The sequence below is a fragment of the Streptomyces sp. 796.1 genome, from assembly GCF_047525675.1.
Lineage (GTDB): Bacteria > Actinomycetota > Actinomycetes > Streptomycetales > Streptomycetaceae > Streptomyces.
This window is the reverse complement of sequence record NZ_JBLIWA010000011.1, coordinates 111408-134191: the sequence shown is the minus strand read 5'-3', so window position 1 is coordinate 134191 and position 22784 is coordinate 111408. Positions and strand designations below refer to the sequence as shown.

General features: G+C 71.5%; 18 protein-coding genes and 1 tRNA gene. 11 read left to right on the top strand and 8 right to left on the bottom strand.

Going from position 1 to position 22784, the window contains the following annotated elements:
• Positions 1-34 precede the first annotated feature (34 nt).
• Positions 35-1657 carry an ArsA-related P-loop ATPase gene (locus ACMA1D_RS10160; protein ID WP_414723542.1) on the top strand — a complete coding sequence of 541 codons (1623 nt, stop codon included), beginning with the start codon at positions 35-37 and terminating at the stop codon, positions 1655-1657.
• Positions 1658-2258: 601 nt separating this feature from the next.
• Here the strand turns inward: ACMA1D_RS10160 and ACMA1D_RS10155 are convergent.
• The gene (locus ACMA1D_RS10155) at positions 2259-2612 is read right to left on the bottom strand and encodes a WhiB family transcriptional regulator (protein ID WP_414723541.1); all 354 of its coding nucleotides are present in this window, start codon (positions 2610-2612) and stop codon (positions 2259-2261) included.
• Between the two features lie 385 nt (positions 2613-2997).
• Between ACMA1D_RS10155 and ACMA1D_RS10150 the strand changes: the two genes are divergently transcribed.
• Positions 2998-5301, top strand: coding sequence for a transglycosylase domain-containing protein (locus ACMA1D_RS10150; RefSeq protein WP_414723540.1), 2304 nt, complete (start codon positions 2998-3000; stop codon positions 5299-5301).
• A gap of 273 nt (positions 5302-5574) precedes the next feature.
• Here ACMA1D_RS10150 and ACMA1D_RS10145 read toward each other — a convergent pair whose 3' ends face one another.
• Positions 5575-6039, bottom strand: coding sequence for a GatB/YqeY domain-containing protein (locus ACMA1D_RS10145; RefSeq protein ID WP_414723539.1), 465 nt, complete (start codon positions 6037-6039; stop codon positions 5575-5577).
• 99 nt (positions 6040-6138) lie between these two features.
• Here ACMA1D_RS10145 and ACMA1D_RS10140 point away from each other — a divergent pair, with 99 nt between their 5' ends.
• The 3 genes from ACMA1D_RS10140 (at position 6139) to ACMA1D_RS10130 (ending at position 9371) form a co-directional block, all read left to right on the top strand.
• A complete protein-coding gene (locus tag ACMA1D_RS10140) occupies positions 6139-7080 on the top strand; it encodes a metallophosphoesterase (RefSeq protein ID WP_414723538.1) in 942 nt (313 codons plus the stop codon).
• 481 nt (positions 7081-7561) lie between these two features.
• Positions 7562-7635, top strand: a tRNA-Pro gene (locus tag ACMA1D_RS10135).
• Between the two features lie 563 nt (positions 7636-8198).
• Entirely contained in the window at positions 8199-9371 is a 1173-nt protein-coding gene (locus ACMA1D_RS10130) for a serine hydrolase domain-containing protein (protein ID WP_414723537.1), read from the top strand.
• A gap of 75 nt (positions 9372-9446) precedes the next feature.
• Here the strand turns inward: ACMA1D_RS10130 and ACMA1D_RS10125 are convergent, their stop codons facing one another.
• Positions 9447-9770, bottom strand: coding sequence for a hypothetical protein (locus tag ACMA1D_RS10125; protein WP_414723536.1), 324 nt, complete (start codon positions 9768-9770; stop codon positions 9447-9449).
• 12 nt (positions 9771-9782) lie between these two features.
• Positions 9783-10946 (bottom strand): Shedu anti-phage system protein SduA domain-containing protein, encoded by a 1164-nt coding sequence (locus ACMA1D_RS10120; RefSeq protein WP_414723535.1) that lies wholly within the window; start codon positions 10944-10946, stop codon positions 9783-9785.
• A gap of 336 nt (positions 10947-11282) precedes the next feature.
• On the opposite strand from ACMA1D_RS10120, the gene ACMA1D_RS10115 reads away from it, so the two are divergent.
• A complete protein-coding gene (locus ACMA1D_RS10115; protein ID WP_414723534.1) occupies positions 11283-12464 on the top strand; it encodes a hypothetical protein in 1182 nt (393 codons plus the stop codon).
• Positions 12465-12597: 133 nt separating this feature from the next.
• Here the strand turns inward: ACMA1D_RS10115 and ACMA1D_RS10110 are convergent, their stop codons facing one another.
• From ACMA1D_RS10110 to ACMA1D_RS10100, 3 genes are all read right to left on the bottom strand, one after another.
• On the bottom strand, positions 12598-13125 hold the full coding sequence (locus ACMA1D_RS10110) for a hypothetical protein (RefSeq protein ID WP_414723533.1): 528 nt from the start codon (positions 13123-13125) through the stop codon (positions 12598-12600).
• Entirely contained in the window at positions 13122-14792 is a 1671-nt protein-coding gene (locus tag ACMA1D_RS10105; RefSeq protein WP_414723567.1) for an ATP-binding protein, read from the bottom strand. The genes ACMA1D_RS10110 and ACMA1D_RS10105 overlap by 4 nt, the downstream gene beginning before the upstream one ends.
• 101 nt (positions 14793-14893) lie before the next feature.
• On the bottom strand, positions 14894-15583 hold the full coding sequence (locus tag ACMA1D_RS10100) for a response regulator transcription factor (protein ID WP_414723532.1): 690 nt from the start codon (positions 15581-15583) through the stop codon (positions 14894-14896).
• Between the two features lie 134 nt (positions 15584-15717).
• On the opposite strand from ACMA1D_RS10100, the gene ACMA1D_RS10095 reads away from it, so the two are divergent.
• The 4 genes from ACMA1D_RS10095 (at position 15718) to ACMA1D_RS10080 (ending at position 20146) form a co-directional block, all read left to right on the top strand.
• Positions 15718-16500 (top strand): hypothetical protein, encoded by a 783-nt coding sequence (locus ACMA1D_RS10095; RefSeq protein WP_414723531.1) that lies wholly within the window; start codon positions 15718-15720, stop codon positions 16498-16500.
• Positions 16501-17574, top strand: a complete 1074-nt coding sequence (locus tag ACMA1D_RS10090) for an efflux RND transporter periplasmic adaptor subunit (RefSeq protein ID WP_414723530.1) — start codon at positions 16501-16503, stop codon at positions 17572-17574.
• Complete coding sequence (locus tag ACMA1D_RS10085) at positions 17571-18428, top strand: ABC transporter ATP-binding protein (RefSeq protein WP_414723529.1); 858 nt, start codon at positions 17571-17573, stop codon at positions 18426-18428. Before ACMA1D_RS10090 ends, ACMA1D_RS10085 begins: the two co-directional genes overlap by 4 nt.
• Positions 18429-18964: 536 nt before the next feature.
• Positions 18965-20146 (top strand): ABC transporter permease, encoded by a 1182-nt coding sequence (locus tag ACMA1D_RS10080; protein WP_414723528.1) that lies wholly within the window; start codon positions 18965-18967, stop codon positions 20144-20146.
• A 434-nt stretch (positions 20147-20580) separates the two neighbouring features.
• Here the strand turns inward: ACMA1D_RS10080 and ACMA1D_RS10075 are convergent, their stop codons facing one another.
• On the bottom strand, positions 20581-21255 hold the full coding sequence (locus ACMA1D_RS10075) for a Crp/Fnr family transcriptional regulator (RefSeq protein WP_030027155.1): 675 nt from the start codon (positions 21253-21255) through the stop codon (positions 20581-20583).
• A gap of 273 nt (positions 21256-21528) precedes the next feature.
• On the opposite strand from ACMA1D_RS10075, the gene nth reads away from it, so the two are divergent.
• Positions 21529-22353 (top strand): endonuclease III, encoded by an 825-nt coding sequence (nth, locus tag ACMA1D_RS10070; protein ID WP_414723527.1) that lies wholly within the window; start codon positions 21529-21531, stop codon positions 22351-22353.
• The last annotated feature ends 431 nt before the right edge of the window (positions 22354-22784 follow it).

The window sequence follows — 22784 nt, the reverse complement described above, 5'->3', positions numbered from 1 at the left end:
CGCGCGTCAGGCGTACGTACGGGCAGGAGGCGGCATGACGATGGACCCGGCGCCACGGCTGGACGCCGACGCGGTGCTCGACGACCCGCAGACCCGGATCGTGGTGTGTTGCGGCTCGGGCGGGGTCGGCAAGACCACGACGGCGGCGGCCCTCGGCGTACGCGCCGCCGAGCGGGGCCGCAAGGTCGTCGTGCTCACCATCGACCCGGCGCGCCGGCTCGCCCAGTCGATGGGGATCGACTCGCTTGACAACGTTCCCCGCCAGGTCAAGGGCATCGATGCCGCGGCCGGCGGCGAACTGCACGCCATGATGCTGGACATGAAGCGCACCTTCGACGAGTTCGTCGAGACGCACGCGGACGCCGAACGCGCCGCCGCGATCCTGCGCAACCCCTTCTACCAGTCCCTGTCGGCCGGCTTCGCGGGCACGCAGGAGTACATGGCGATGGAGAAGCTCGGCCAGTTGCGGGCCCGCGACGAGTGGGACCTGATCATCGTGGACACCCCGCCCAGCCGCTCTGCGCTGGACTTCCTCGACGCGCCCAAGCGGCTCGGCTCGTTCCTCGACGGCAAGTTCATCAAGGTGCTGATGGCGCCCGCGAAGGTGGGCGGCCGGGCCGGCATGAAGTTCCTCAACGTCGGCATGTCGATGATGACCGGCACCGTGAGCAAGCTGCTCGGCGGCCAACTGCTGCGTGACGTGCAGACGTTCGCGGCGGCCATGGACACCATGTTCGGCGGCTTCCGCACCCGCGCCGACGCCACGTACCAGCTCCTCCAGGCCCCCGGCACCGCCTTCCTCGTGGTGGCGGCGCCGGAGCGGGACGCGCTGCGCGAGGCCGCGTACTTCGTCGAGCGGCTGGCCGCCGAGCGCATGCCGCTGGCCGGTCTCGTGCTGAACCGGGTGCACGGCAGCGGCGCGGCCCAACTCTCCGCGGAGCGTGCCCTGGCCGCCGCGGAGAGCTTGCAGACCGCGGCGGCGGGGGAGGAGCCGACGGGCGGGGAAGCGGCGGGCGAGGTCCGGGCCGACGGCGGGGCGGGCGGCGGTGCCGAGGGGCCGGCCGCTCCGGTCGCGGCAGCCGGAACCCCGGTCAACTCAGAGGAAAATCTGACCGCCGACGGCATTGTCGATCAGCCCACCGGGCAAGGGGAAGACAGTCCTTCCCAGCCCACCACCCGCATCCCGTACGACACGGCAGAGCGCACCGCCCCCACCGATGCACTCGCCCACGACGAGGGGTCGCACGCCACCGCTACACCTCCCACACCAGTCAGTACGTCGCCCGGCGCGACACCGGAGCCCGGCACCCACCCGGTCACCGACACCGAGGCCGCCACTCCCCCGGAGACCTCGGTGGACGGGACCGTCGACCGGCCCGGGGCGGCCACGGACGCCGACGCCCCGGAGCCCGCAGCGGCAGAACCCCCGGAGACCCCGTCCGACAGCGGCGCCGACGTCCACGAGCTGGCCGCGGGCCTGCTGCTGCTGCACGCCGAGCGGATGTCGCTGCTCGCCCGCGAACAGCGCACCAGGGACCGCTTCACGGCCCTGCACCCGGAGGTCCCGGTGGCCGAGGTGGCCGCGCTGCCCGGCGACGTGCACGACCTGTCGGGGCTACGCGCGGTGGGCGAACGCCTCGCCACCCAGCAGGGCTGATCGGGCAGGGCCTGGCCCAGACCGAAGGAGAAGCGCCCCTCCGCTGCGGCGCCGTCATGGGGGAGCAACATGACGACACGCCAGCGGACGGGCGCGGAGGGGCCGTACGGCGCGGGTGCCCGCGGTGCGTAGACGCCCACCGTGCGGGGGCGGCAGTGGCGCGGGAACGGCGATGGTGCAGGAACGGCGACGATGCGGGGGGCACCGACAGCAGGGACGTCGTACGAGGTCGGGCACCGGATGACAGCGGACCCCGGCGGCGCGGACGGTGGACGCCGTACCCGAACCGGGCGCGGGACCAGGGGCCACGGCGGCGCGGGGCGCGAGGGAGACGACGACACGAACCCCGTACGGGTGCCGCCGCCGAACCCTGTGCCGCGTCCGGACGACGCACCTACCGGACGCGCCAGGCGTTGCGGCCCCGCACACCAGCGCCATCGCACCAGCGCCTTCGCACCGGCACCACCGCACCAGCACCGCCGCGGCGGACCACGTCAGCGCGCGGTCCGCGTCGGTTTACGGAATCCGGGGTCGGCCCAGTGGCACCCGGTAGGGGGCGCCTGCGCCGGGGGAGCGGAACGGCCCGTCGGCGGGCGCCTCGCTAACCGACCGCGGCGTAGTCGTTGTCGTAGGGGTCGTACTCGTCCTCGTCGAGCCCGACGGGCAGGATGCCCGTACCGCGCTCGTACTCCGTGCGTGCGGTCTCCAGCAATCTGCGCCAGGAGGTGACCGTCGGTCGGCGGCGCAACAGCGCCCTCCGCTCCCGCTCGGTCATCCCGCCCCACACGCCGAACTCGACGCGGTTGTCCAGGGCGTCCGCGAGGCACTCGGTGCGCACGGGGCAGCCGGTGCAGACCGCCTTGGCCCTGTTCTGCGCCGCACCTTGTACGAAAAGTTCATCCGGATCGGTAGTGCGGCAGGCTGCCTGCGCACTCCAGTCGGTTACCCAGCCCATGCTGGCGCCGTCCTCTCCCGAATTGAGGCTCCCCCACGGCGACAAACGGCATATTCACCGTCGCCAGTTGAGGACGTTACGGAAGGCAGGCAGGGCGCAACACCCCCTGCGGGCCCAATCTTGAATGGCCCGAACGGACTATGCGTACGCGGCAGATCACCCAACGGAGTGAGCTGAGGGCATTGCCGTCTTTTCCGACAATGCGGTGCAGGTCCCCCATGGCAAATGGGGGCATCTGCCGATAGGTGCGGCAATACGGACAGGTCTCATCACTCACAGGAGTGACGGCTGAGGTGTTGCGGCAGCGTACGACTGGGGCTGGCGTGAAACAGCGTATGCGAACAGGTGGGCGCCTGTCCGGCGAATGAGAACGTAGGCTGCCTCCATGGCAAAGAAGCGCTCCGGCGGCGGTCTCACCACGACCCAGCAGGCCGCGAAGTTCCTCGGTGTCAGCGTGCTCGCCGGAGCCGTACTGGCCGGCCTCGCCCTGCCGGCCGCGGGCGTCATCGGCCTCGCGGCCAAGGGTTCCGTCGAGGGCTTCGACGAAATACCAGCCAACATGAAGACGCCCCCGCTCAGTGAGCGGACCACCGTCCTGGACGCCAAGGGCAACGAGATCGCGAAGATCTACTCGCGCGACCGGACCGTGGTGGACCTCCCGCACATCTCCCCGTACATGCAGCAGGCGATCGTCGCCATCGAGGACGCCCGCTTCTACGAGCACGGGGCGGTCGACCTCAAGGGCGTGCTGCGCGCGGTCAACAAGAACGCGCAGTCCGGCGGCGTCTCCGAGGGCGCGTCCACGCTCACCCAGCAGTACGTGAAGAACGTCTTCATCGAAGAGGCGGGCAACGACTCGGACAAGTTCGCCGCCGCCACCGAACAGAGCGTCGGCCGCAAGATCAAGGAACTGAAGTACGCGATCCAGGTCGAGAAGGAACTCGGCAAGAAGCGCATCCTCCAGAACTACTTGAACATCACGTTCTTCGGGCAACAGGCGTACGGCGTCGAGGCCGCGGCCCAGCGCTACTTCAGCAAGAGCGCCAAGGACCTCTCCCTGGACCAGGCCGCGCTGCTCGCCGGCCTCGTCCAGTCGCCGAGCCGCTACGACCCGGTCAACAACCCGGACGAGGCGCTGGAGCGGCGCAACACCGTGCTGCGCAGGATGGCCGACGTCAAGAACATCACCCCGGCGCAGGCCGCAGCCGCCCGCAAGAAGCCGCTCGGCCTGAAGGTCAGCCGCCCCAAGAACGGCTGCATCACCGCCGTCCGCGGCGCCGGCTTCTTCTGCGACTACGTGCGCCAGGTCTTCCTCACCGACCCGCTCTTCGGCAAGACCTCCGAGGACCGCGCCAAGCGCTGGAACCAGGGCGGCCTGACGATCCGTACGACGCTCGAACCGCAGGCGCAGACCGCGGTGCAGCAGTCGATCCGCCAGCACGTCTACCAGACCGACTCGGTCGCCACCGCCGTCACCCTGGTCGAGCCGGGCACCGGCCGGGTGATCGGCATGGGCCAGTCGCGGCCGTACGGGTTCGGCGACAACGAGACCCAGATCAACCTGTCGGCCGACCGGCGGATGGGCGGCTCGAACTTCGGCTTCCAGACCGGTTCGACGTTCAAGCCCATCACCGCGGCAGCCGCCCTGGAAAAGGGGAAGGCCCCCATCCAGAAGTACTCGTCGCCGTACCGGATGAAGTACCCGAGCCCCGTCTCCACCTGCAACGGCAGTTGGAGCAACGCCGGGGACCGGGAGACGGTGCAGAACGAGAACCGCAGCGAGGTCGGCCCGTACCGGATGCCGGAGGCCACCGCGAAGTCGGTCAACACCTACTTCGTGCAGTTGATCAGCGACATCGGCGTCTGCCCGGTCACCGAACTGGCCGACAAGATGGGCGTGCGCCCGGCGAACGGCGAAAAGCTCAAGCAGGTGCCGTCCATCACCCTCGGCAGTGAGGGCATGTCCCCGCTGACCATGGCCAACGCGTACGCCACCTTCGCCAACCGCGGCACCTACTGCTCGCCCGTCTTCATCGACTCGATCACCGGCCCCGGCGGCAAGAAGCTGAAGGTGCCGGAGTCGACGTGCTCGCGGGCCATGTCGGTGAAGACCGCCGACACCATCAACACGCTGCTGCGCGGCGTGGTCGAGGACGGCACCGGCAGGAAGGCCGGCCTCTCCAGCCGGGCCAGCGCGGGCAAGACGGGTACGACGGACGGCCGCAAGGCCGCCTGGTTCGTCGGCTACACCCCGAACCTGGCCGGCGCCGTATGGGTCGGCGGCCCCGGCGAGCGCGACGTCGAGATGGAGAACATCACCATCGGCGGCGTCTACCACGAGAAGGTGTTCGGCGCCGACACCCCCGGCCCGATCTGGAAGGACGCCATGACCGGCGCCCTGGAGGGCAAGCCGGCGCCCGGGTTCACCACCGTGAAGATCGACGACCCGGACAAGAAGAAGGACAAGGACAAGCCGGGCGACGGCGACGACGACAAGCCGCGCAAGCCCAAGAAGCCGCACCGCCCGGGCCGGGGCGGCGACGAGGACCCGTGGCCCGACATCAGCATCCCGCCGGACTTCATCGGCGGCACCGACGGCGGCTGGAACGACGGCCGCGACAACGGCCGGGGCAACGGCGGCGGTCGCGGCAACGGGGGCGGCCGGGGCGACTGGCCCGGCGTGGACTAGCGGACCGGCTGGCCTCGCGTGAACGGGCGGGCCGGCCGGGGCAGCGGGTAGTCGACGCGCCCCGGCCGGCCCGTCTGCGCGAGGCGGCGGCGGGCGAGACCCTCGTACGGGACGGGCCTCCGCTCGTACGGGGTCGGCCCCGCCGCGTACGGGAGCGGCCCCGCGCACGGCACGCGGGCCGCCCACGACATGGCCGCGGCCCCCACCGGCCCGGTGGTCACCACCAACCCCAGCTCTAGCCCCGGCCAGCGCTCGCCCGGTGGTGGTGCGGGTTCAGCCGGCGAGCAGGCGCTTGACCGTGGCGGCGACCCGGCCGCCGTCGGCGCGGCCCGCGACCTTGGGGTTCACGATCTTCATGACCGCGCCCATCGCGCGCGGCCCCTCCGCACCGCCGGCCTTCGCCTCCGCGACGGCCTCCGCCACCAGGGCGTCCAGCTCCTCGTCGGTGAGCTGCTTGGGCAGGTACGCGGCGAGCACCTCGCCCTCGGCCCGCTCCCGCTCGGCCGACTCCGTACGACCGCCGTCGGCGAACGCGTCGGCCGCCTCGCGCCGCTTCTTCGCCTCACGCGCGATGATCTTCTCCACCTCGGCGTCGGAGAGCTCGCGCGCGGTGTCGCCCGCCACCTCTTCCTTGGTGATGGCCGTGATGGTGAGCCGCAGCGTGGAGGAGCGCAGCTCGTCACGGGCCTTGATAGCCGTGGTGAGGTCGTTCTGGAGCCTGGTCTTGAGCGTGGTCATGCCGTCGAGTCTGCCAGGGGCCCCGGCGGAACGCCCCGCGATTTCCCGGCGGAACGCCCCGTGATTTTGAGGTGCCGCGGGTTCTGCGACCATGGGCGTATGCGTGCGCGATACGGAGTACCTCTCGGAATCACCGCTGGAATCACGGCAGTCGGCGCAGCCGGCCTCGCCTATTCGGTGGGCATCGAAGCCCGCTCGTTCCGGCTCCGACGCGTGAGCATCCCGGTGCTGCCACCGGGCATGGAACCGCTCCGGGTGCTCCAGGTCTCCGACATCCACATGGTGCGCGGCCAGCGGAAGAAGCAGCGCTGGCTCCAGTCGCTCGCCGGGCTGCGCCCGGACTTCGTGGTCAACACCGGCGACAACCTCTCCGACCCGGAGGCCGTCCCCGAGGTGCTGGACGCGCTCGGCCCGCTGCTCGAATTCCCCGGCACGTACGTCTTCGGCTCCAACGACTACTACGGCCCGCGGCTGCGCAACCCGGCCCGCTACCTGCTGGAGAAGGCCAGCGGCCGGCACGGCCTGAACGGGAACCCGCCGGTCGTGGGTGCCATCCACAACCCGTGGGAGGACCTGCGGGACACGTTCGACGCGGCGGGCTGGGTCGGCCTGTCCAACACCCGGGGCCGGCTGAAGCTGGACGGCGTGGAGATCGCGCTCACCGGCCTGGACGACCCGCACATCAAGCGGGACCGGTACGCGAAGGTGGCCGGCGGCCCGGAGCAGGACGCGGACCTGTCCCTGGCGATAGTCCACGCGCCGTACCTGCGCAGCCTGGACGCCTTCGCCGCCGACGGCTACCCGCTGATCCTGGCCGGCCACACCCACGGCGGCCAGGTCTGCATCCCCTTCTACGGCGCCCTGGTCACCAACTGCGACCTCGATACGGACCGGGTCAAGGGCCTCTCCACCCACCGAGCCGGCGGCAACCGCGCCTACCTCCACGTCTCCGCGGGCTGCGGCGCCAACCGCTACACCCCGTTCCGCTTCGCGTGCCCGCCGGAAGCGACGCTTTTGACGCTTGTTCCTCGGGAGGGGTGAGGCGCGGCCCCCGGACCGACCCGAGCGGCGCCCCCTCGTCACGGCCCAGCGCCCGGGCAGCTTGAACTGTGACCCACCTCACGCCTCCGGCGACCCCGCCGGGCCGAGACCGGGTCCGCGTCCCCTCCACTACGCGGACCAGCCGCCGACTGCGCCGGCCCTGGTCTACGGGCGACCGCCGGCCCCTGCTGGGGGTGGCTGGGTGTGGGGGTGGGTGTGGGTGGGCTAGGTGTGTGGGCTGGGCTTAGGTGGCTGGGGGGGCTGGGTTAGGTGTGTGGGTTGGGCTGGCGTACTGGGGTGGGTGGGGCGCGCTGCGGGGCGGGGCGGGGCTGGGGCGAGGTGGCCCTTGCCAGTGCCCCACTCCCACCCAGTCCCGCCCGTATCTCGCGCTGCGCCTGCGCCCCAGGTCGGCCGCGCGGGGGAGGGTGGGAACCGGATTTCGTCTACGGCGACCAGTCCGCTAAAGTAGAGCTCGTTGCTTCGGGGTGTAGCGCAGCTTGGCAGCGCGCTTCGTTCGGGACGAAGAGGTCGTGGGTTCAAATCCCGCCACCCCGACTGTGTAACAGCAGGTCAGGGCCGGTTTTCCTTCGGGGAGACCGGCCCTGATTGCGTTGTATCCGGGAATCTGGGTGCCAACTGGGTGTGATCTTCATTGAGGATCAGGCCCTTCCTGCGTTGCAGGCGGCTGTCTGGCGGAGACCGGGGGGCAGCCGTGGCCGGAGATCCTCCGACGTCGGTCTGCTCGGCCTACGTCGGTACGGCGAAACGCCGGAGCCAGCGAGATCCTCGTCCGCAGCCAGCCCACACCGCGAGCTGCCCCGCCCTCCCCGGTGCAGTCCCCTATTAGGAGTCGACCGCCGCGTACTCGACGATGAGAGGGCTCGCCACCACGCAACGTGCGGCAGCCTCCGTCGGCCGTGGGGCCCGCCCGGCCTCGACCTGCTGGTGATGTGACAGCTCCTGCTGTCACACGGCTCTGACGCCGGCTGAAAGAGAGCAAACTCGTTACACGTTGGCCAGTTGCGAGGCTGGGTGGTCACGGGAAGCAGTCGATCGTTGCCGCCGGGGCAAGGGCACGGCCCTCGGATCGCGCGTCCGAGAGTGTCAGGGTGGGCGGCATGACGGTGATCAATGGTGAGGTCGCGGCAGGGTTCGAACCGGTACGGGAGGCGTTCGCGGCGAACTTCGCCCGGCGGGAGGACATCGGCGCGGCGGTCTGCGTCTACCAGGACGGCCGCCCCGTGGTGGACCTGTGGGCCGGGGTCGCCGATCCGGACACCGGCCGCCCGTGGGAGCGGGACACCCTTCAGCTCGTCTACTCGGTGACCAAGGGTGCGACCGCCACGGCGGCGCATCTGCTCGCCCAGCGCGGCGCGCTGGACCTGGACGCACCAGTGGCCGTGTACTGGCCGGAGTTCGCCGCGAACGGCAAGGCGGAGATCCCGGTGCGCTGGCTGCTGTCCCACCAGGCTGGCCTGGTCGCCCTCGACCAGCCGGTTCCGATGGCGGAAGCCCTGGCCTGGCACCCCATGGCGGCGGCCCTGGCCGCCCAGCGCCCCCAGTGGACTCCGGGAACAGGACACGGGTACCACGGCCGGACCTGGGGCTGGTTGGTCGGCGAGGTGATCCGCCGGGTGTCAGGGCGTACGCCGGGCCGCTTCTTCGCCGAGGAGATCGCCGGGCCACTGGGACTGGACTTCTTCATCGGGCTGCCCCCCGGTGAATGCGGCCGGGTCAGCCGCATGGTGTATCGGAAGCCGGACGTCGACCTCACCACCGTGCCCGAGGAATCGGTCCCCGAAGACCTCCGCGACCTCGTCGCCGCCTGGCGCGACCCGAACTCGCTCAGCAACAGGGCGTTCGCGGTCACCGACCCGGCGAACATCGACTTCGGCTCCCCCGAGGTCCAAGCGGCGGAACTCCCCTCGTCGAACGGCATCGGTACCGCGCACGCGCTGGCACGCATGTACGCCGCGTTGATCGGCGAGGTGGACGGAGTGCGCCTGCTCACCCCGGAGACGCTGGCTTCGGCGACCGAGGAGCAGGCCAGCGGGCAGGACCGGGTGATGCTGGCGACCAGCCGCTTCGGCACCGGATTCATGTTGCCCACCGACGCCGTTCCCATGGCCGGACCGGCCGCCTTTGGTCACACAGGCCGGGGTGGCTCACTCGGCTTCGCCGATCCGGCGCACGGCATCGCCTTTGGCTACGTCATGAACCACATCATCGGTGGGCCCGACGACGCACGAGCGACCACGTTGGCCAAGGCAGTAAGAAGGTCGCTGACCTGATCTCCTGACGGAGTGCGTTCCGAGGAGCCCGTTGCTGACTCAACCGAGTGGGACTGGGGTCCGGAGAGCCGCACCTCAGGCGCGCCCAGGGCGCAGATGGCGGGAGACGGCCAGGCAAGTGGACAACCACGTAGCCTCGGCACGGTCGATGATCATGTCGCCCACGGTGGTGACCCCTTCCACTATTCCGCCTACTCGAATGGAGTGGTCGTCGACCTGGAGCAGGTTCCAGTCCATGTCGCTGTGCCAGAATCGGGCAGTCTTCTCGCCCCGCCGCTGGGCGAAGACGAGTTCCTCACCGTGCTCGTTCATGAAGTAGCCGACGTAGTCCTTGTCGTCGATGGCACCGCCGCAGAGTCTCGCCAGGAGCTGGTTGAGCGAGGGGGATTCGTCGTTCATGCCGTATGCCTTTCAAATTGTCGCGGAGTTCTGCTCGGAGGACGTCAACGTCAGCATCCTCTCCGCGGAACTCAACAAGGTTTCGTAAGTGATCACTTCAATGCGCGACATATGCGTGTTGTAGGTTCGCAAAGTGTCCGCGACCTGTTGGGGCGTGACCCTGTCGCTTACGTACTGCGGATGTCCGATCACGACCGTAGCTGAAGCCCTGCGTACGTCAATCCCATGCTGTTTGAGGATGGGCTCTCGGCCCTCGTCCAATACCTTCAGGTAGTTCTGCGTCTGCGAGACCGCGCGGTGGACCGGGGCTCCGAGCATGAGCTGGCCGCTCGGCCGGATGACCAGACTTTCGATGTTGGCACGCTTGAGTTCGACCACGTGCAGGGAACCGTCGCCTCGCAGTAGCGGAATGTCAAGAATGGTGTCGGGGGCGTATTGGCGGCGGGCCAACTCGGCGACGTAGGCACCGCCGAAGACCCACTCCTGGTTCTTGAGGCAGTCGTGTAGCGCGCCCTCGGAGCTCTTGGGGTCGTTCACCAATTCGCGCAGTGATGCGAGGGCGGCGCGCCTGGCTCGCAGTTCCAGCAACTGAGCCAGCATTCCGGCATCGGCGTCTTCGATGAACTCGCTCACCATGCGAGCGGTCTCGGCGGGGGCCGATCTGGGGAGATCCCGGAGGACCAGCTCCATGTGCCCGTACTGCTGAAGGCGCTTGAGTTGCTTGGCGGCAAGTTGGATTCCGCCGTCGCCATCTCCGATGCCGATGTGGTCGATGGACTGGGCGATCCCTTGGAAGAAGGCTAGGACGTCGGTGACACTCGCGTCTGGTTCCTCGGCGCGCAGTTCCTCCAAGATAGACACGGCTCGTTCAGTGCCCATGGCAACAAGACGACGGATGAATTCTTCGCTTCGCTGTCTGGCTTTCGCATCGTAGTAGTTCTCAACGGCCTCAAGGAAAAGCTTGCCGCCCGCGTATTCGGCGAACCTCTGGAAGCGCTGGGCTAGCTCGAAATCCCCATGGAGGATGCACTGTTGGGCCACGTCTTCCAGCGCGTCCACCAGTGGCTTGCCCTTTCCGTGTTTCCCGCCACCATGACTGCTCATGATGCGCAGTACCACGTCGATCTGTTCATGTACGCCAGCGTGTTCAGTGATATTTCGTGCCTCTTCGACCATGCGCCTGAGTGAGCTACTGGATCGGAATGTCGTCATGCCGGGACTCTACGAGTCGTCACTGACAGCGCCTCCGAGGAAGCGGGTGCGTATGAAGGGCGGCTGGTGAGGGGCGAACCGGGGCACGCCTCGTGCGGCACGTCCGCGACGCCCTCGCCCGGTGGTGAAGCCGTAGGGGGGCGCCCCCACCCGCAGCGGCGACCGGCCCCCGGCCACCCCACCTCCCAAAAGGTCACAACATGGCCTACGTAAAAGGAATCAGGCCCGGGCGGATCGTTGCTCGGAGGACACTCGCTGGCGCTTTGGTTTTATTCGTGTCAGAAGGGTGACGGACGACAGGTGAACCCGTACAACTCTCCTCAGCCGGTGCCCGCGCCGGCGCGGCCGTGGTGGAAGAGCACGGCGGCTGCGGTGGGGCTGATCTTGGTCGTGGGTGTGCTCGCCGCGATCAACTTCATGGTCGGCTTCCTCGTCATGATCGCTGCGTTGGTCCTGCTCTGGGTGTTGCCGCCGTGGAAGTGGGGGGCGAAGCTCGGGGCCACGGTGGGGACGTTCGTCCTGTTGGTCGTTGCCGGTGGGGTGAGCGGGCAGCTCGATGAGGAGAAGAAGGACGAGCCCAAGCCCGTCGCCTCCAAGTCCGGTGCGCCGGCGGGGGAGCCGAGTGCGAGTTCGCCGGGTACGCGGGCGCCGGTCAAGGCCGAGGCGTCGCGGCCCGCGGTGCCGGACTACGCGGGGAAACCGTTGGACGAGGCGGAGAAGTCTGCGCGGGCCGCCGGGTTCACGGTGGGGGCCCATGACGCGTCGGACCAGCGGCGGAGCATCGTACTGCGGTCCGGGTGGCTGGTGTGCTTCCAGAAGTCGCGGGTGGACGACGGGCGCGGGGCCGTCGACTTCGGTGCGGTGAAGGACGGGGAGCCCTGCCCGAAGCGGGAGGGCGAGCCGCTGCCCTGGCCGACGATGCCGGAGCTGACGGGCAAGACCTGGGAGGCGGCCCGTACGAGCCTGACCGGGCTCGGTGTCGCGGAGGACCGCATCGAGGCGGAGGCCGCGTACACGAACGACCCGTTGCCCGCGGAGGGTTCGTACGACGACTGGGAGGTGTGCGCGAGCGAGCCGGACGCGGGGGACGACATCCAGACCACGCGCACGCCCGCGGTGACCTTGCGGCTGACCGACCCCGGACAGCCCTGCCCCGGCGGCGGGTCCGCAGAGTTGCCCGACGAGGACGATGACGGGACGCCGGACTACCGGGATCGGCACGATGATCGGGAAGTTGATCCGGGAACGGATGAGTCCGGTGGCAACTCCTCGGGTGGTGCGTCCACCGGTGGTTCTTCCTCGGGTGGTGCGTCCACCGGTGGTTCCTCTTCCGGCGGTACGTCGTCGGGGGGTGCGTCCGGTGGGGGTGTGGACGGTGTGACGCCGGGGGCCTTCTGTAGTCCGGCCGGTGCGGTCGGTACCGCGGCCAACGGGCACGTCTACACCTGCCAGGGGCCGGGGCAGAACCGTTGGCGGCGTTGAACTTCTCGTTCGAGCGCCGGGATCGGGGTGTTGGTCCCGGCGCTTGAACGTCCCGCTCATTTCCGGAAGTGGCCCACTTCGGCGAATGGCTCACTTCGAGAAGTAGCCCCCGTGGCCCACTCCGAAAAGTAGCTCACTTCAAAAAGTCCGAGCAGACGAAAATGCCCATCCGCCCGTTCAACGAGCTCACCGTGACGCGGATGTCATCGGTACGGGTGGTGCCCGTGGTGTCGCCGACGGCTTGCGCTCGGGCCATGCTGCATACGAGTTGACCTGCGAGGTTGCGGTCGCCGACATCGGTGGCGTCCAGGTACTCGTCGGTGGCGCGGACGGTGACGGACTTTCCTTTCACCGTGGCTTCGTAATTGCCGCGGTAGAGCAGGGTGGTGAGTCCTGAGGCGCGTTCGGATTCGGTTGGGCCCGCGCCGAGGAGTTTGATGATGCTGGCCGGTTCGGTGGCCGTGTAGGCAGGTATGTCGGGGCGGGACACCGCTTCCAGGCGGCCGGTCTGGGAGACGAAGTACAGGCGCATTCCCTTGGTCAGGCCGCTGGGCGCGTCGCCGCCGTCCAGGACGCCGGTCGGGCGGATGCCGCAGCCGGCCGACAACGCCGCGACCAGGGGCAGCAGGGTGGCGGCGACCGCTCGCCGGGCGGGCCTCATCGCGTTTCGTCCTCCTGCTTTCGGTCCTGGGGGCGGGCCCGTTCCCGATCCGCGTCGTGGAGTGGGCCGACGTCGTGAAGCCGGCCCCGGTCCTGGTCGAGTGCCCGGTCCTGGTCGCGTGCCCGGCCCTGGCCAGGGGCCGCGACGCCCTCATCCTCACGCGCATCCCCACCCGTGTCCCCGGCCCCACCCACCTCACGATCCGGGCGTCGCCACGGCAGCCGGAGCGTGAACAGGGCGCCGCCGTCCGGGCGGTTGGCCGCCTCGATGGTGCCGCCGTGGAGGCGGGCGTTCTCCAGGGCTATCGCGGTGCCGAGGCCGCTGCCCTCGGAGCGGGTGCGGGCGGTGTCGGCCTTGTAGAAGCGGTCGAAGACGTGGGCGAGGGTGTCGGGCGGCAGGCCGGGGCCGCGGTCGGCCACCGCGATGGTGATCCAGTCGCCGGCCGGGTCCGTGGTGAGCGTGAGGGTGACGGGGGCGGCGCCGTGCCGTAGTGCATTGCCGACGAGGTTGGCGACGATCACGTCGAGCCGTCTGCGGTCGACCACCGCCAGCCGGTCCGCGGCCAGTTCGAGCCGCACCCGATCCGTCCAGCCGCGCAGCGACAACGTGCTGCGCACGGCCTCCGCCAGATCGGTTTCGGAGGGGTTGAGCCGGGCCGCGCCCGAGTCGAAGCGGGACATTTCCATCAGGTCGTCCACCAGTCGGGTGAGCCGGCCGGTCTCCGCGCTGACCGTGCGGGCGGCGCGGGCCGCGTCCGGCGGGAGGGAGTCCGCGTCCTCGTCCAGTACGGTCGCGACCATCGTCATCGCGGCGAGCGGGGTGCGCAGTTCGTGCGAGACGTCGGCGACGAAGCGTTTCGCCCGGGCGTCCTGTTCGCGCAGTTCGGCCACGGACGCCTCAAGCGCGCGGGCCGTCTCGTTGAAGTCCCTTGCCAGATCGGCGAGTTCGTCCCGGCCGCGGACCCGGACCCGGGAGGTGAGGTCGCCGGCCGCGTGCCGGCGGGTGGCCCGGCCGAGTTCGCGTACGGGGCGCAGTACGGTGCCGGCGGCGAGCAGCGCGAGGAGGGCGGCGAGCAGGACGACCGGCACGATGCCCTCGCGTACCGCGTCGAGCACGCCGGCCGTGGCCTCGCGTTCGGCCCGCAGCGAGGTGATGGCGAAGACGTCGAGACCGGACGGGGCGAACGAGTCGAAGGTGACGGGGGCGCCGATGACCAGGTACGGAGTGCCCTGCCACTCGACCCGCTGGAAGCTCATCCGGTTCTTTTCACGCACCGCCCTGCGCAGTTCAGGGGTGATCCGGCTGCGGTCGGCCGACGCGTCGGACGCGACGGTCAGGGAGCGGTAGTGGGCCACCACGACGGCGTCGCCGCCGAGGCCGTCGGCGATGGTGGTGGCGAAGCGGGTCAGGGCGACCTCGTCGGCAGGCAGGTCGAAGTCGGCCGCGGCCTGTCCGACGCGGTTGCGGACGTCGGTGCGTACCGCGTCCTGCTTGCGTTCCAGTACGGCCGTACGGGATTCGCGGTACGCGAGTGCCGTGGCGGTGACCGCGCTGACCAGGGCGATCAGGACGAACGCGACGACCAGACGGGCGCGCAGGCCGCCGAGTCGGCGTAGGGCGCGCAGGGCACGGCGGGGCGGGCGCGGCTCTCGTGCGCGCCTGCGCATCCGCCGGCCGCCGGCGCGCGGACCGGTGGCCTCGGGCCCGCGCTCCGGGCGCCCGGCCTCCTCGGCCTCCCCGTTGCGCGCACCCCGCCCGGCGTGCTCGGTCATACCGGGCCGAAGCGGTAGCCGAAGCCGCGGACCGTCTGGATGTAGCGGGGGCGCGCGGCCACGTCCTCGATCTTGGCGCGGAGCCGGCCGACCGCCGCGTCGACCAGGCGCGAGTCACCGAGGAAGCCGTGTTCCCAGACGGATTGCAGCAGTTGTTCGCGGCTGAAGACGCGGGCCGGGGCGGCCGAGAGTTCGAGCAGCAGGCGCAGCTCGGTGGGGGGCAGGGCGATCGCCGTGCCGCGCTTGCTGATGGTGAGCCCGGCGCGGTCGATGACCAGGTCGGCGTGGTGTTCGCCGCGGGCCGCAGCGGTCGGCTCGGCGCGCCGCAGCGCGGCCCGGATGCGCGCTTCGAGGACCGGCGCTGTCACCGGTTTGACGACGTAGTCGTCGGCGCCGGCCTCCAGGCCCTGCACGATGTCGCCGTCGTCGCCGCGCGCGGTCAGCATGATCACCGGCAGGGTCGCGCCGCTGGCCCGCAGCCGGCGGCAGACCTCGAAGCCGTCCATGCCGGGCAGCATGAGGTCGAGTACGGCGAGTTCGACGCCGGTGCCTTCCGGGCCGGCCAGCAGGGCGAGGGCGGCCTCGCCGGTGGCGGCCGTGGCGACCTCGTAGCCGTGCCGGCGCAGCACGAGTTCCATGCCGTCGCGCACGGACACGTCGTCCTCGATCAGCAGTACGTGGGCCATGGCGCCGATTATGCGGGAGGGTTTGCCCTGTTCAGGCCCGCCGATCACGGTTCTGGCCGGCGCCCCGCGCATTGTTACGTGCTCATCATGTGCCGATGGACCGGCCACCATGTGCCGGACGGACGGTGAGGCGCATGAGCTTCCACTCCGTCCTTCGCAACGCCTTCCGAAGCGGCTCCCGCGACGCCCCGCAGGAGTCCCGCCGCAGCATCCCGTACGGGTCCACCCGCGGCACCCCGCGCCCACCGCACCGGGACGTGCTGCGCGGCGCCGGCCACCACCGGATCGCCGCCGTCGTCGCCACGCCGCTGCTCGCCCTGTGCGTGGCCTGCGGCAGCGGTGACGGCGGAGCCCGTACCAGCGACGGGATCGCGACCGTCACCGACGAACCCACCGCGGGCCGGGACGCCGCCCCCGGCAAGGACGGCTCGGCGGGGCCCGGCAAGGACGCGGGGAAGGCGAGCGCGGGCGAGGGTCGCGGTGCGTTCTACGACGCGCAGATGAAGTACGTCCGGTGCATGCGCACCAAGGGCGAGTTCCCCGACTTCCCCGATCCGCGGCTCAGCGGCCACCTGGACTGGGAGAAGATCGACGAGGTCGTCGCGGGGAAGGGCAACGGCGAGGGGTACAAGGGCGGCCGGAACGCCGTCTGCTTCCCCGAGATGGCCAAGGCCGACGAGTTGGCGCCCAAGCGCAACCCGCAGCAGGACTACGAGTCGATGCTCGCGCACGCCAAGTGCATGCGCGAGAACGGCGTCCCCAAGTTCACCAACCCGACCATGTCCGGCGGCAACGTCATCCCCGGCGGCGACCCCAACCCGGCGAACCCGGAGGTCGATCCCGAGTCGCCCGCGTACAAGCAGGCCCGGCAGGCGTGCAAGGGCAAGCTGCTTGAGGGCCTGGACGGGATGCAGTAGATGGGACGTCGTACGGGAATCGTCGTCGGGGGCGCCGTGCTGGTCGCCGCCGCGGTCGGGGCGGGCGCCCTGGTCTTCGGCGGGGGCGGGGCCGACGCGCAGGGCGGCGACGGCGCGCGGACGCCGGAGACCGTCGAGGTCACGCGGGGCGACCTGGTGAAGTCGACGACGGTCGACGGGAAGATCGACTTCGCCCAGCGCCGGGCCGTCAAGGCGGCGGTGGCCGGCACCGTGACCGTCGCGGCCAAGGAGGGCACCACCGTCACCCGCGGCCAGGCGCTCTACGAGCGCGACGACAAGCCGGTGACCTTGCTGTACGGGCCGGTGCCCGCCTTTCGGGAGATGAAGGTCGGGGCGCGCGGCAGCGACGTCCTGCAACTGGAACGCAATCTGGTCGCGCTCGGCTACGGGCAGCGGCTGTACGTCGATCCGCGGTACGACCGGGACACCGAGGCCGCGGTCAAGCAGTGGCAGAAGTCGCTGAACCGCACGCCGACCGGCCGGGTCGGCCAGGGCGACGTCGTCTTCCAGCCGGAGGAGGTGACCGTGGTCCGCGCGGATGCGGCCCTCGCCGACCAGGTCGCCCCCGACACGCCCGTACTCACCGTGGCCGCCACCCGGCCGGTGGTCCGCGCCGACCTCGCCCAGAACGAGGCGTCGTTGACCGCGCGCGGCACGAAGGTCGAGGTGACGCTGCCCAGCGGGGCGACCAAGAGCGGCAAGATCGCGGGCACGGCGCCGTCCGCGGAGCCGAACGACGGACAGCCGGCTGCGCAGGACACCATCACGGTCGAGATCACGCTGGACGGCGGCGCGGCGGCGGTAGCCGGCGAGGACGCGAAGGCCACGGCGAGCGTGAGGTTCGTCAGCGAGAGCCGCAGGGGCGTGCTCATCGTTCCGGTGGAGGCGGTCGTCGCGCTGCGCGGCACGGACGGCGGTTACGGGCTCCAGGTCGTCGACGACGCCGGCTCGCGCATGGTGCGGGTGGAGACCGGGATGACGGCCGACGGCCGCATCGAGGTGTCGGGGCCGCAGGTCAGGGCGGGGCTCAAGGTCGGGGTGGCGACGGAATGACGCACGGAGCGGGAGGCGGCGCCACGACTCCTCCGCCTGGTACAGGGGGCCGGGCGGAGGCGGCGGACCCGGGTCGGCGAGGCGGCGCCGACCTGGGCCACGGGCCGGCGCGCGACCCGGCGCACGGGGCGGCGGGCGCCGTACCCGTCGTCGAGTTGGTGGAGGTGACCAAGGCGTACCCGGGTGGGGTGCACGCCCTGCGCGGGGTGAGCCTGACCGTGCGCGCCGGCGAACTCGTGGCCATCGTCGGCCCGTCCGGATCGGGCAAGTCGACGATGCTCAACGTCATCGGCACGTTGGACGCGCCCACGTCGGGCACGGTGCGGGTGGCCGGATATGACCTGCGGCGGCTCTCGGACGCGCAACTGTCCGCGCTCCGGGCGCGCCACATCGGCTTCGTGTTCCAGCACTTCCACCTCGCGGCCGGCCGGGACGCGGTGGACAACGTGGCGGACGGTCTGCTGTACGCGGGCGTCCCCCGGACGGCGCGGCGGGCCCGCGCCCGCGCCGCGCTGGAACGGGTACGCCTCGGACACCGCCTCGACCACCGGCCAGCCGAGCTGTCCGGTGGCGAGAAACAGCGGGTGGCCATCGCGCGGGCGCTGGTCGGCGAGCCCGATCTGCTGCTCGCCGACGAGCCGACCGGAGCCCTGGACACGGCGTCGGGCCAGGTCGTCATGGAGTTGCTGCACGAGTTGAACGCGGCGGGCACCACGATCTGCGTGATCACCCACGATGGCGAGATCGCGGCGTCGCTGCCGCGCCAGGTCCGCTTCCGAGACGGCGCGATCGTCTCCGACTCCCGTCCGCAGATCGTCTCCGACTCCCTCACACAGAAGGTGGGCTCACCGTGAAGCGAGCTGACGGCCGGGATAGGGGGCGGCCGGTCGAGCGGCCGGCCGAGCAGGCGGGAGGAGCGGGCGCGGGGAGCGGCGCGGGCCCGGTCGGTGAGCCGCCCGTGACCTCGGGCGGGGCGCCTGGCGGGGCACCAGGCGGGGCAGGGGGCGAGGCGTCCGGCGAGGTGCCGGGCGAGGCGCTGCGTGGGGCGGCGGGGGAGGCGTTGCCCGGCACTCGCGGCGGCCCGCGGTCCGTTGCTGGTGCCGGGCGCACCACCGTGGAGGAGACCGTGCCGCTCCGTACGGTTCAGGCCACGGACGGCCCCGCGCCGTACCGTACGGATCAGGCCATGGACGTCCCCGCGAGCGTTTCCGCGGATGTTTCCGCGGACCGGCCTGCGGACGGCGCGACCCGCGCGGCCGGGGAGCGCACGGCTGAGGAGCGTACGGCTGAGGGGCGCAGTGCAGAGAGGCGTGCGCGGCGTAGTGGGCGGGCTGGTCGCGCCGGGCGCAGGGCGGGCGCGGCGGGTGGTGCCGCGAGCCGGCGCGCGAGGTTGCGTCCGGCCCGGCTCGCGCCGCGGGACGTGCTGGCGCTCGGTGCGGTGGGCCTGCGCGCCCGCCGGGCCCGGGTCGTCCTGTCCGCGCTCGGCATCGCCATCGGGATCGCCACGATGGTGGCCGTGGTGGGCCTGTCGCAGTCCAGCAAGTCGGACCTGATGGCCCAGCTCGACCGGCTCGGCACCAACTTGCTCACCGTGGAGGCGGGCAAGGACGCGCAGGGCAACGCGGTGCGGCTGCCGCGCTCCGCGGTGGCGATGGTCGAGCGCATCGGCCCGGTGCAGCACGCCACGGCCACCGCGAACGTCGACGCCCGGGTCCGCCGCAGCGACGTGGTGCCCAGGGAACGAGCCGCCGGGGTGACCACCCAGGCGGCCCGTACGGACCTGCTCCGTGCGCTCGGCGGCAAGGTCGCCAAGGGGACCTGGCTGAACCCGGCCAGCGAGCACCTGCCCGTCACGGTCCTCGGCGCGGTCGCCGCCGAGCGCCTCGGCATCACCGAGCCGGGCGAGAAGATCATGCTGGACGACGAGTACGTGGTGGTCATCGGCATCCTGCGGCCGATCGAACTGGTGCCGAACCTGGACCGGGTGGCGATGGTCGGCTTCCCCGCGGCCGAGAAGTACTTCCACTCCGACGGCCACCCGTCGACGGTCTTCGAGCGTTCCCCGGACGGGACGGTGGAGGACGTACGCGCCGTCCTGGCCCGTACGGTCAGTCCCGGCGCCGAGAGCCACGTCAAGGTCTCCCGGCCGTCGGACGCGCTCGCCGCGAAGGCCGCGACGGACGAGAGCCTGACCACGCTGATGCTCGGGCTCGGCGCCGTGGCGCTCCTGGTGGGCGGCATCGGGGTGGCCAACACCATGATCATCTCGGTCCTCGAACGCCGTCAGGAGATCGGCCTGCGCCGGGCGATCGGTGCCACCAGGGGCGCCGTCCGGCTCCAGTTCCTCACCGAATCGCTGCTGCTCTCCGCCCTGGGCGGGGCGACCGGCGCCGCCCTCGGCACCGCGGCCACCCACGCCTTCGCCCGCGCCCAGGGCTGGACCGCGGTGGTCCCTCCGTGGTCCATCGCGGCGGGCATCGCGGCCACCCTCGTCATCGGCGTACTGGCCGGTCTCTACCCTGCGGTCCGCGCCTCCCGCCTGCATCCGACGGTCGCCCTGGCAGCGGCGTAGACGGGCTCGGGCCGCTGCGGCGACCGGGGCGCCGGGACGGGTGTGGCGGGCGTGGTCTGCGGGGCGCGGCGCGCGCGTGCGCCGGGTCGGTACGGGCCCGCCGCGCGCGCTGGGTCGGCCGCGTACGGGATCGGCCGTGCGGGACGCCAGCGACGCTGGTACGGGCTCGGCGCGCGCAGGGGTTCAGCACGGGCCCGGCCCGTACGAGATCGGCCCGAACGTCCCGCGCGTCAACGCCCCACCACCCGTCAACGCCCCACCCGTCAATGCCCCACCCGTGACCGTCGGCCGGGCGGGGCGGAGGTTTCGACCGGCGCGGTGTGCGAACGCGTAAGGCGGCCCGGTGCGGCCAACGCATCAGTCGGCCCCGGCACCGCAAACGCATCGGGCGGCCCGGAGCCGTACTCGGCCGGGCCGCCCGTGGCGAAACTCGTTCAGCGGCTCCGCTTGGCCAGCCGCTCCACGTCGAGCAGGATCACCGCACGGGCCTCAAGCCGCAGCCAGCCGCGGCCGGCGAAGTCGGCGAGGGCCTTGTTGACGGTCTCCCGGGAGGCGCCGACGAGTTGGGCCAGCTCCTCCTGCGTGAGGTCGTGGACGACGTGGATGCCCTCTTCGGACTGCACGCCGAAGCGGCGCGAGAGGTCCAGGAGGGCCCGGGCCACGCGGCCGGGGACGTCGGAGAAGACCAGGTCGGACATCTGGTCATTGGTCTTGCGCAGCCGGCGCGCCACCGCACGCAGCAGCGCCGTGGCCACCTCGGGCCTGGCGTTGAGCCAGGGCTGGAGGTCGCCGTGGCCGAGGCCGAGCAGCTTCACCTCGGTGAGCGCGGTCGCCGTGGCGGTGCGCGGGCCGGGGTCGAACAGCGACAGCTCGCCGATCAACTCGCCGGGGCCGAGCACGGCCAGCATGTTCTCGCGGCCGTCGGGCGAGGTGCGGTGGAGCTTCACCTTGCCGTCCGTGACCACGTACAGGCGGTCGCCCGGGTCTCCTTCGTGGAAGAGCGCGTCACCCCGCGCGAGGGTGACCTCCCCCATGGAGGCGCGCAGCTCAGCGGCCTGCTCGTCATCGAGCGCCGCGAAGAGCGGGGCGCGCCGCAGAACGTCGTCCACGAGATCTCTCCTTGTCGACATGCACAGGGGACCGTCGTCCCCATGATGCCGGACGGTAAAACAGTGCGATCAATCACAAGTTTGACGCACCGGCATCAAGGACCCTACGGCAGGGGTCCGATCGTGCAGTGGTTTTCCTGCGCTCGGGGCGGATGTCGGTGGCTGGCCTTACGCTGGCCGAGTGTCCAATACGCCGGTGAGAGCACAGGGCAAGGGGTCCGTCGGGCCCTCCGTCGGAGGTAGGGGAGTCCGTCCGCATCAGGTGGTTCTGCTGTGAGCGAACAGTCCTCGACCCCGGTAGCGAAAGCCGCCAAAGCCGTGAAAGCGGGCAAGCCCGAATCGCACCTCGCCCTGGTCCGTCGCGCCCGGCGGATCAACCGCGAGCTGGCCGAGGTCTATCCGTACGCCCACCCGGAGCTCGACTTCGAGAACCCGTTCCAGCTCCTGGTGGCCACGGTGCTCTCGGCGCAGACCACTGACCTGCGGGTGAACCAGACGACGCCGGCCCTCTTCCGCGCCTACCCGACGCCCGACGAGATGGCCGCCGCCGATCCGGAGGCGCTGGAACAGCTCATCCGGCCGACCGGCTTCTTCCGGGCCAAGGCGCGCTCCCTGCTCGGCCTCTCCGCCGCGCTGCGGGACCGTTTCGACGGCGAGGTGCCCGGCCGGCTCGACGACCTGGTGACGCTGCCCGGGGTCGGCCGCAAGACGGCCAACGTCGTTTTGGGCAATGCGTTCGGAGTGCCTGGCGTCACTGTCGACACCCACTTCGGCCGGCTGGTGCGGCGCTGGAAGTGGACCACCCAGGAGGACCCGGAGAAGGTCGAGACCGAGGTCTGCGCGCTCTTCCCGAAGAGCGACTGGACGATGCTCTCGCACCGCATCATCTTCCACGGCCGCCGCATCTGCCACGCCCGCAAGCCCGCCTGCGGCGCCTGCCCGATCGCCCCGCTCTGCCCGTCGTACGGGGAGGGCGAGACCGACCCGGAGAAGGCGCAGAAGCTGCTCAAGTACGAGATGGGCGGCCAGCCGGGGCAGCGCCTGAAGCCCCCGCCCGACTTCCCGGGCAAGGCCGCCCCGGCGCTGGGCACGCCGTGACCGGCTCCGGCGGCGCCGTCGGCGGTGGGGCGACGGGCGACCGGCCGGCCGGCGACGACGCCCCGTACGGCGCGCTCCCCGCGCCCTCGCCGCACGCCCCTGCCGCCCCCCGTCCGGCTGCTGCTGACAGGCCCCGAGCGGGGTTCCAGACGCCGTCCCGGGCGGCGCCCCAAGCCTCGCCCCAGGCGTCGTCCCCCGTGCGCGGTGGCGCGGGCGCGGCGGCCGACCGCGGCACGGGCCCGGATGGGGCGAGCGGTGCGGTATCCGCCAGGGCGAACGGAGCGGCTGGTGGCGCCGCAACCGGTGCGGCCGGTGGTACGGCAACCGGCGCCGCGAGCGGCGCGGTGAGCGGTGCGGAATTCGGCGTGGCGAACGGTGCGGGGAACGGCGCCACGAGCGGCGCGGAAGACAGCGTGGTGAACGGCGCGTCC

Excerpts from the sequence above, each read along its gene's own strand:
- ACMA1D_RS10160 (WP_414723542.1), top strand. The coding sequence starts at position 35 with ATGACGATGGACCCGGCGCCACGGCTGGACGCCGACGCGGTGCTCGAC.
- ACMA1D_RS10155 (WP_414723541.1), bottom strand. The coding sequence starts at position 2,612 with ATGGGCTGGGTAACCGACTGGAGTGCGCAGGCAGCCTGCCGCACTACC.
- ACMA1D_RS10150 (WP_414723540.1), top strand. The coding sequence starts at position 2,998 with ATGGCAAAGAAGCGCTCCGGCGGCGGTCTCACCACGACCCAGCAGGCC.
- ACMA1D_RS10145 (WP_414723539.1), bottom strand. The coding sequence starts at position 6,039 with ATGACCACGCTCAAGACCAGGCTCCAGAACGACCTCACCACGGCTATC.
- ACMA1D_RS10140 (WP_414723538.1), top strand. The coding sequence starts at position 6,139 with ATGCGTGCGCGATACGGAGTACCTCTCGGAATCACCGCTGGAATCACG.
- ACMA1D_RS10130 (WP_414723537.1), top strand. The coding sequence starts at position 8,199 with ATGACGGTGATCAATGGTGAGGTCGCGGCAGGGTTCGAACCGGTACGG.
- ACMA1D_RS10125 (WP_414723536.1), bottom strand. The coding sequence starts at position 9,770 with ATGAACGACGAATCCCCCTCGCTCAACCAGCTCCTGGCGAGACTCTGC.
- ACMA1D_RS10120 (WP_414723535.1), bottom strand. The coding sequence starts at position 10,946 with ATGGTCGAAGAGGCACGAAATATCACTGAACACGCTGGCGTACATGAA.
- ACMA1D_RS10110 (WP_414723533.1), bottom strand. The coding sequence starts at position 13,125 with ATGAGGCCCGCCCGGCGAGCGGTCGCCGCCACCCTGCTGCCCCTGGTC.
- ACMA1D_RS10105 (WP_414723567.1), bottom strand. The coding sequence starts at position 14,792 with ATGCGCAGGCGCGCACGAGAGCCGCGCCCGCCCCGCCGTGCCCTGCGC.
- ACMA1D_RS10100 (WP_414723532.1), bottom strand. The coding sequence starts at position 15,583 with ATGGCCCACGTACTGCTGATCGAGGACGACGTGTCCGTGCGCGACGGC.
- ACMA1D_RS10095 (WP_414723531.1), top strand. The coding sequence starts at position 15,718 with ATGAGCTTCCACTCCGTCCTTCGCAACGCCTTCCGAAGCGGCTCCCGC.
- ACMA1D_RS10090 (WP_414723530.1), top strand. The coding sequence starts at position 16,501 with ATGGGACGTCGTACGGGAATCGTCGTCGGGGGCGCCGTGCTGGTCGCC.
- ACMA1D_RS10085 (WP_414723529.1), top strand. The coding sequence starts at position 17,571 with ATGACGCACGGAGCGGGAGGCGGCGCCACGACTCCTCCGCCTGGTACA.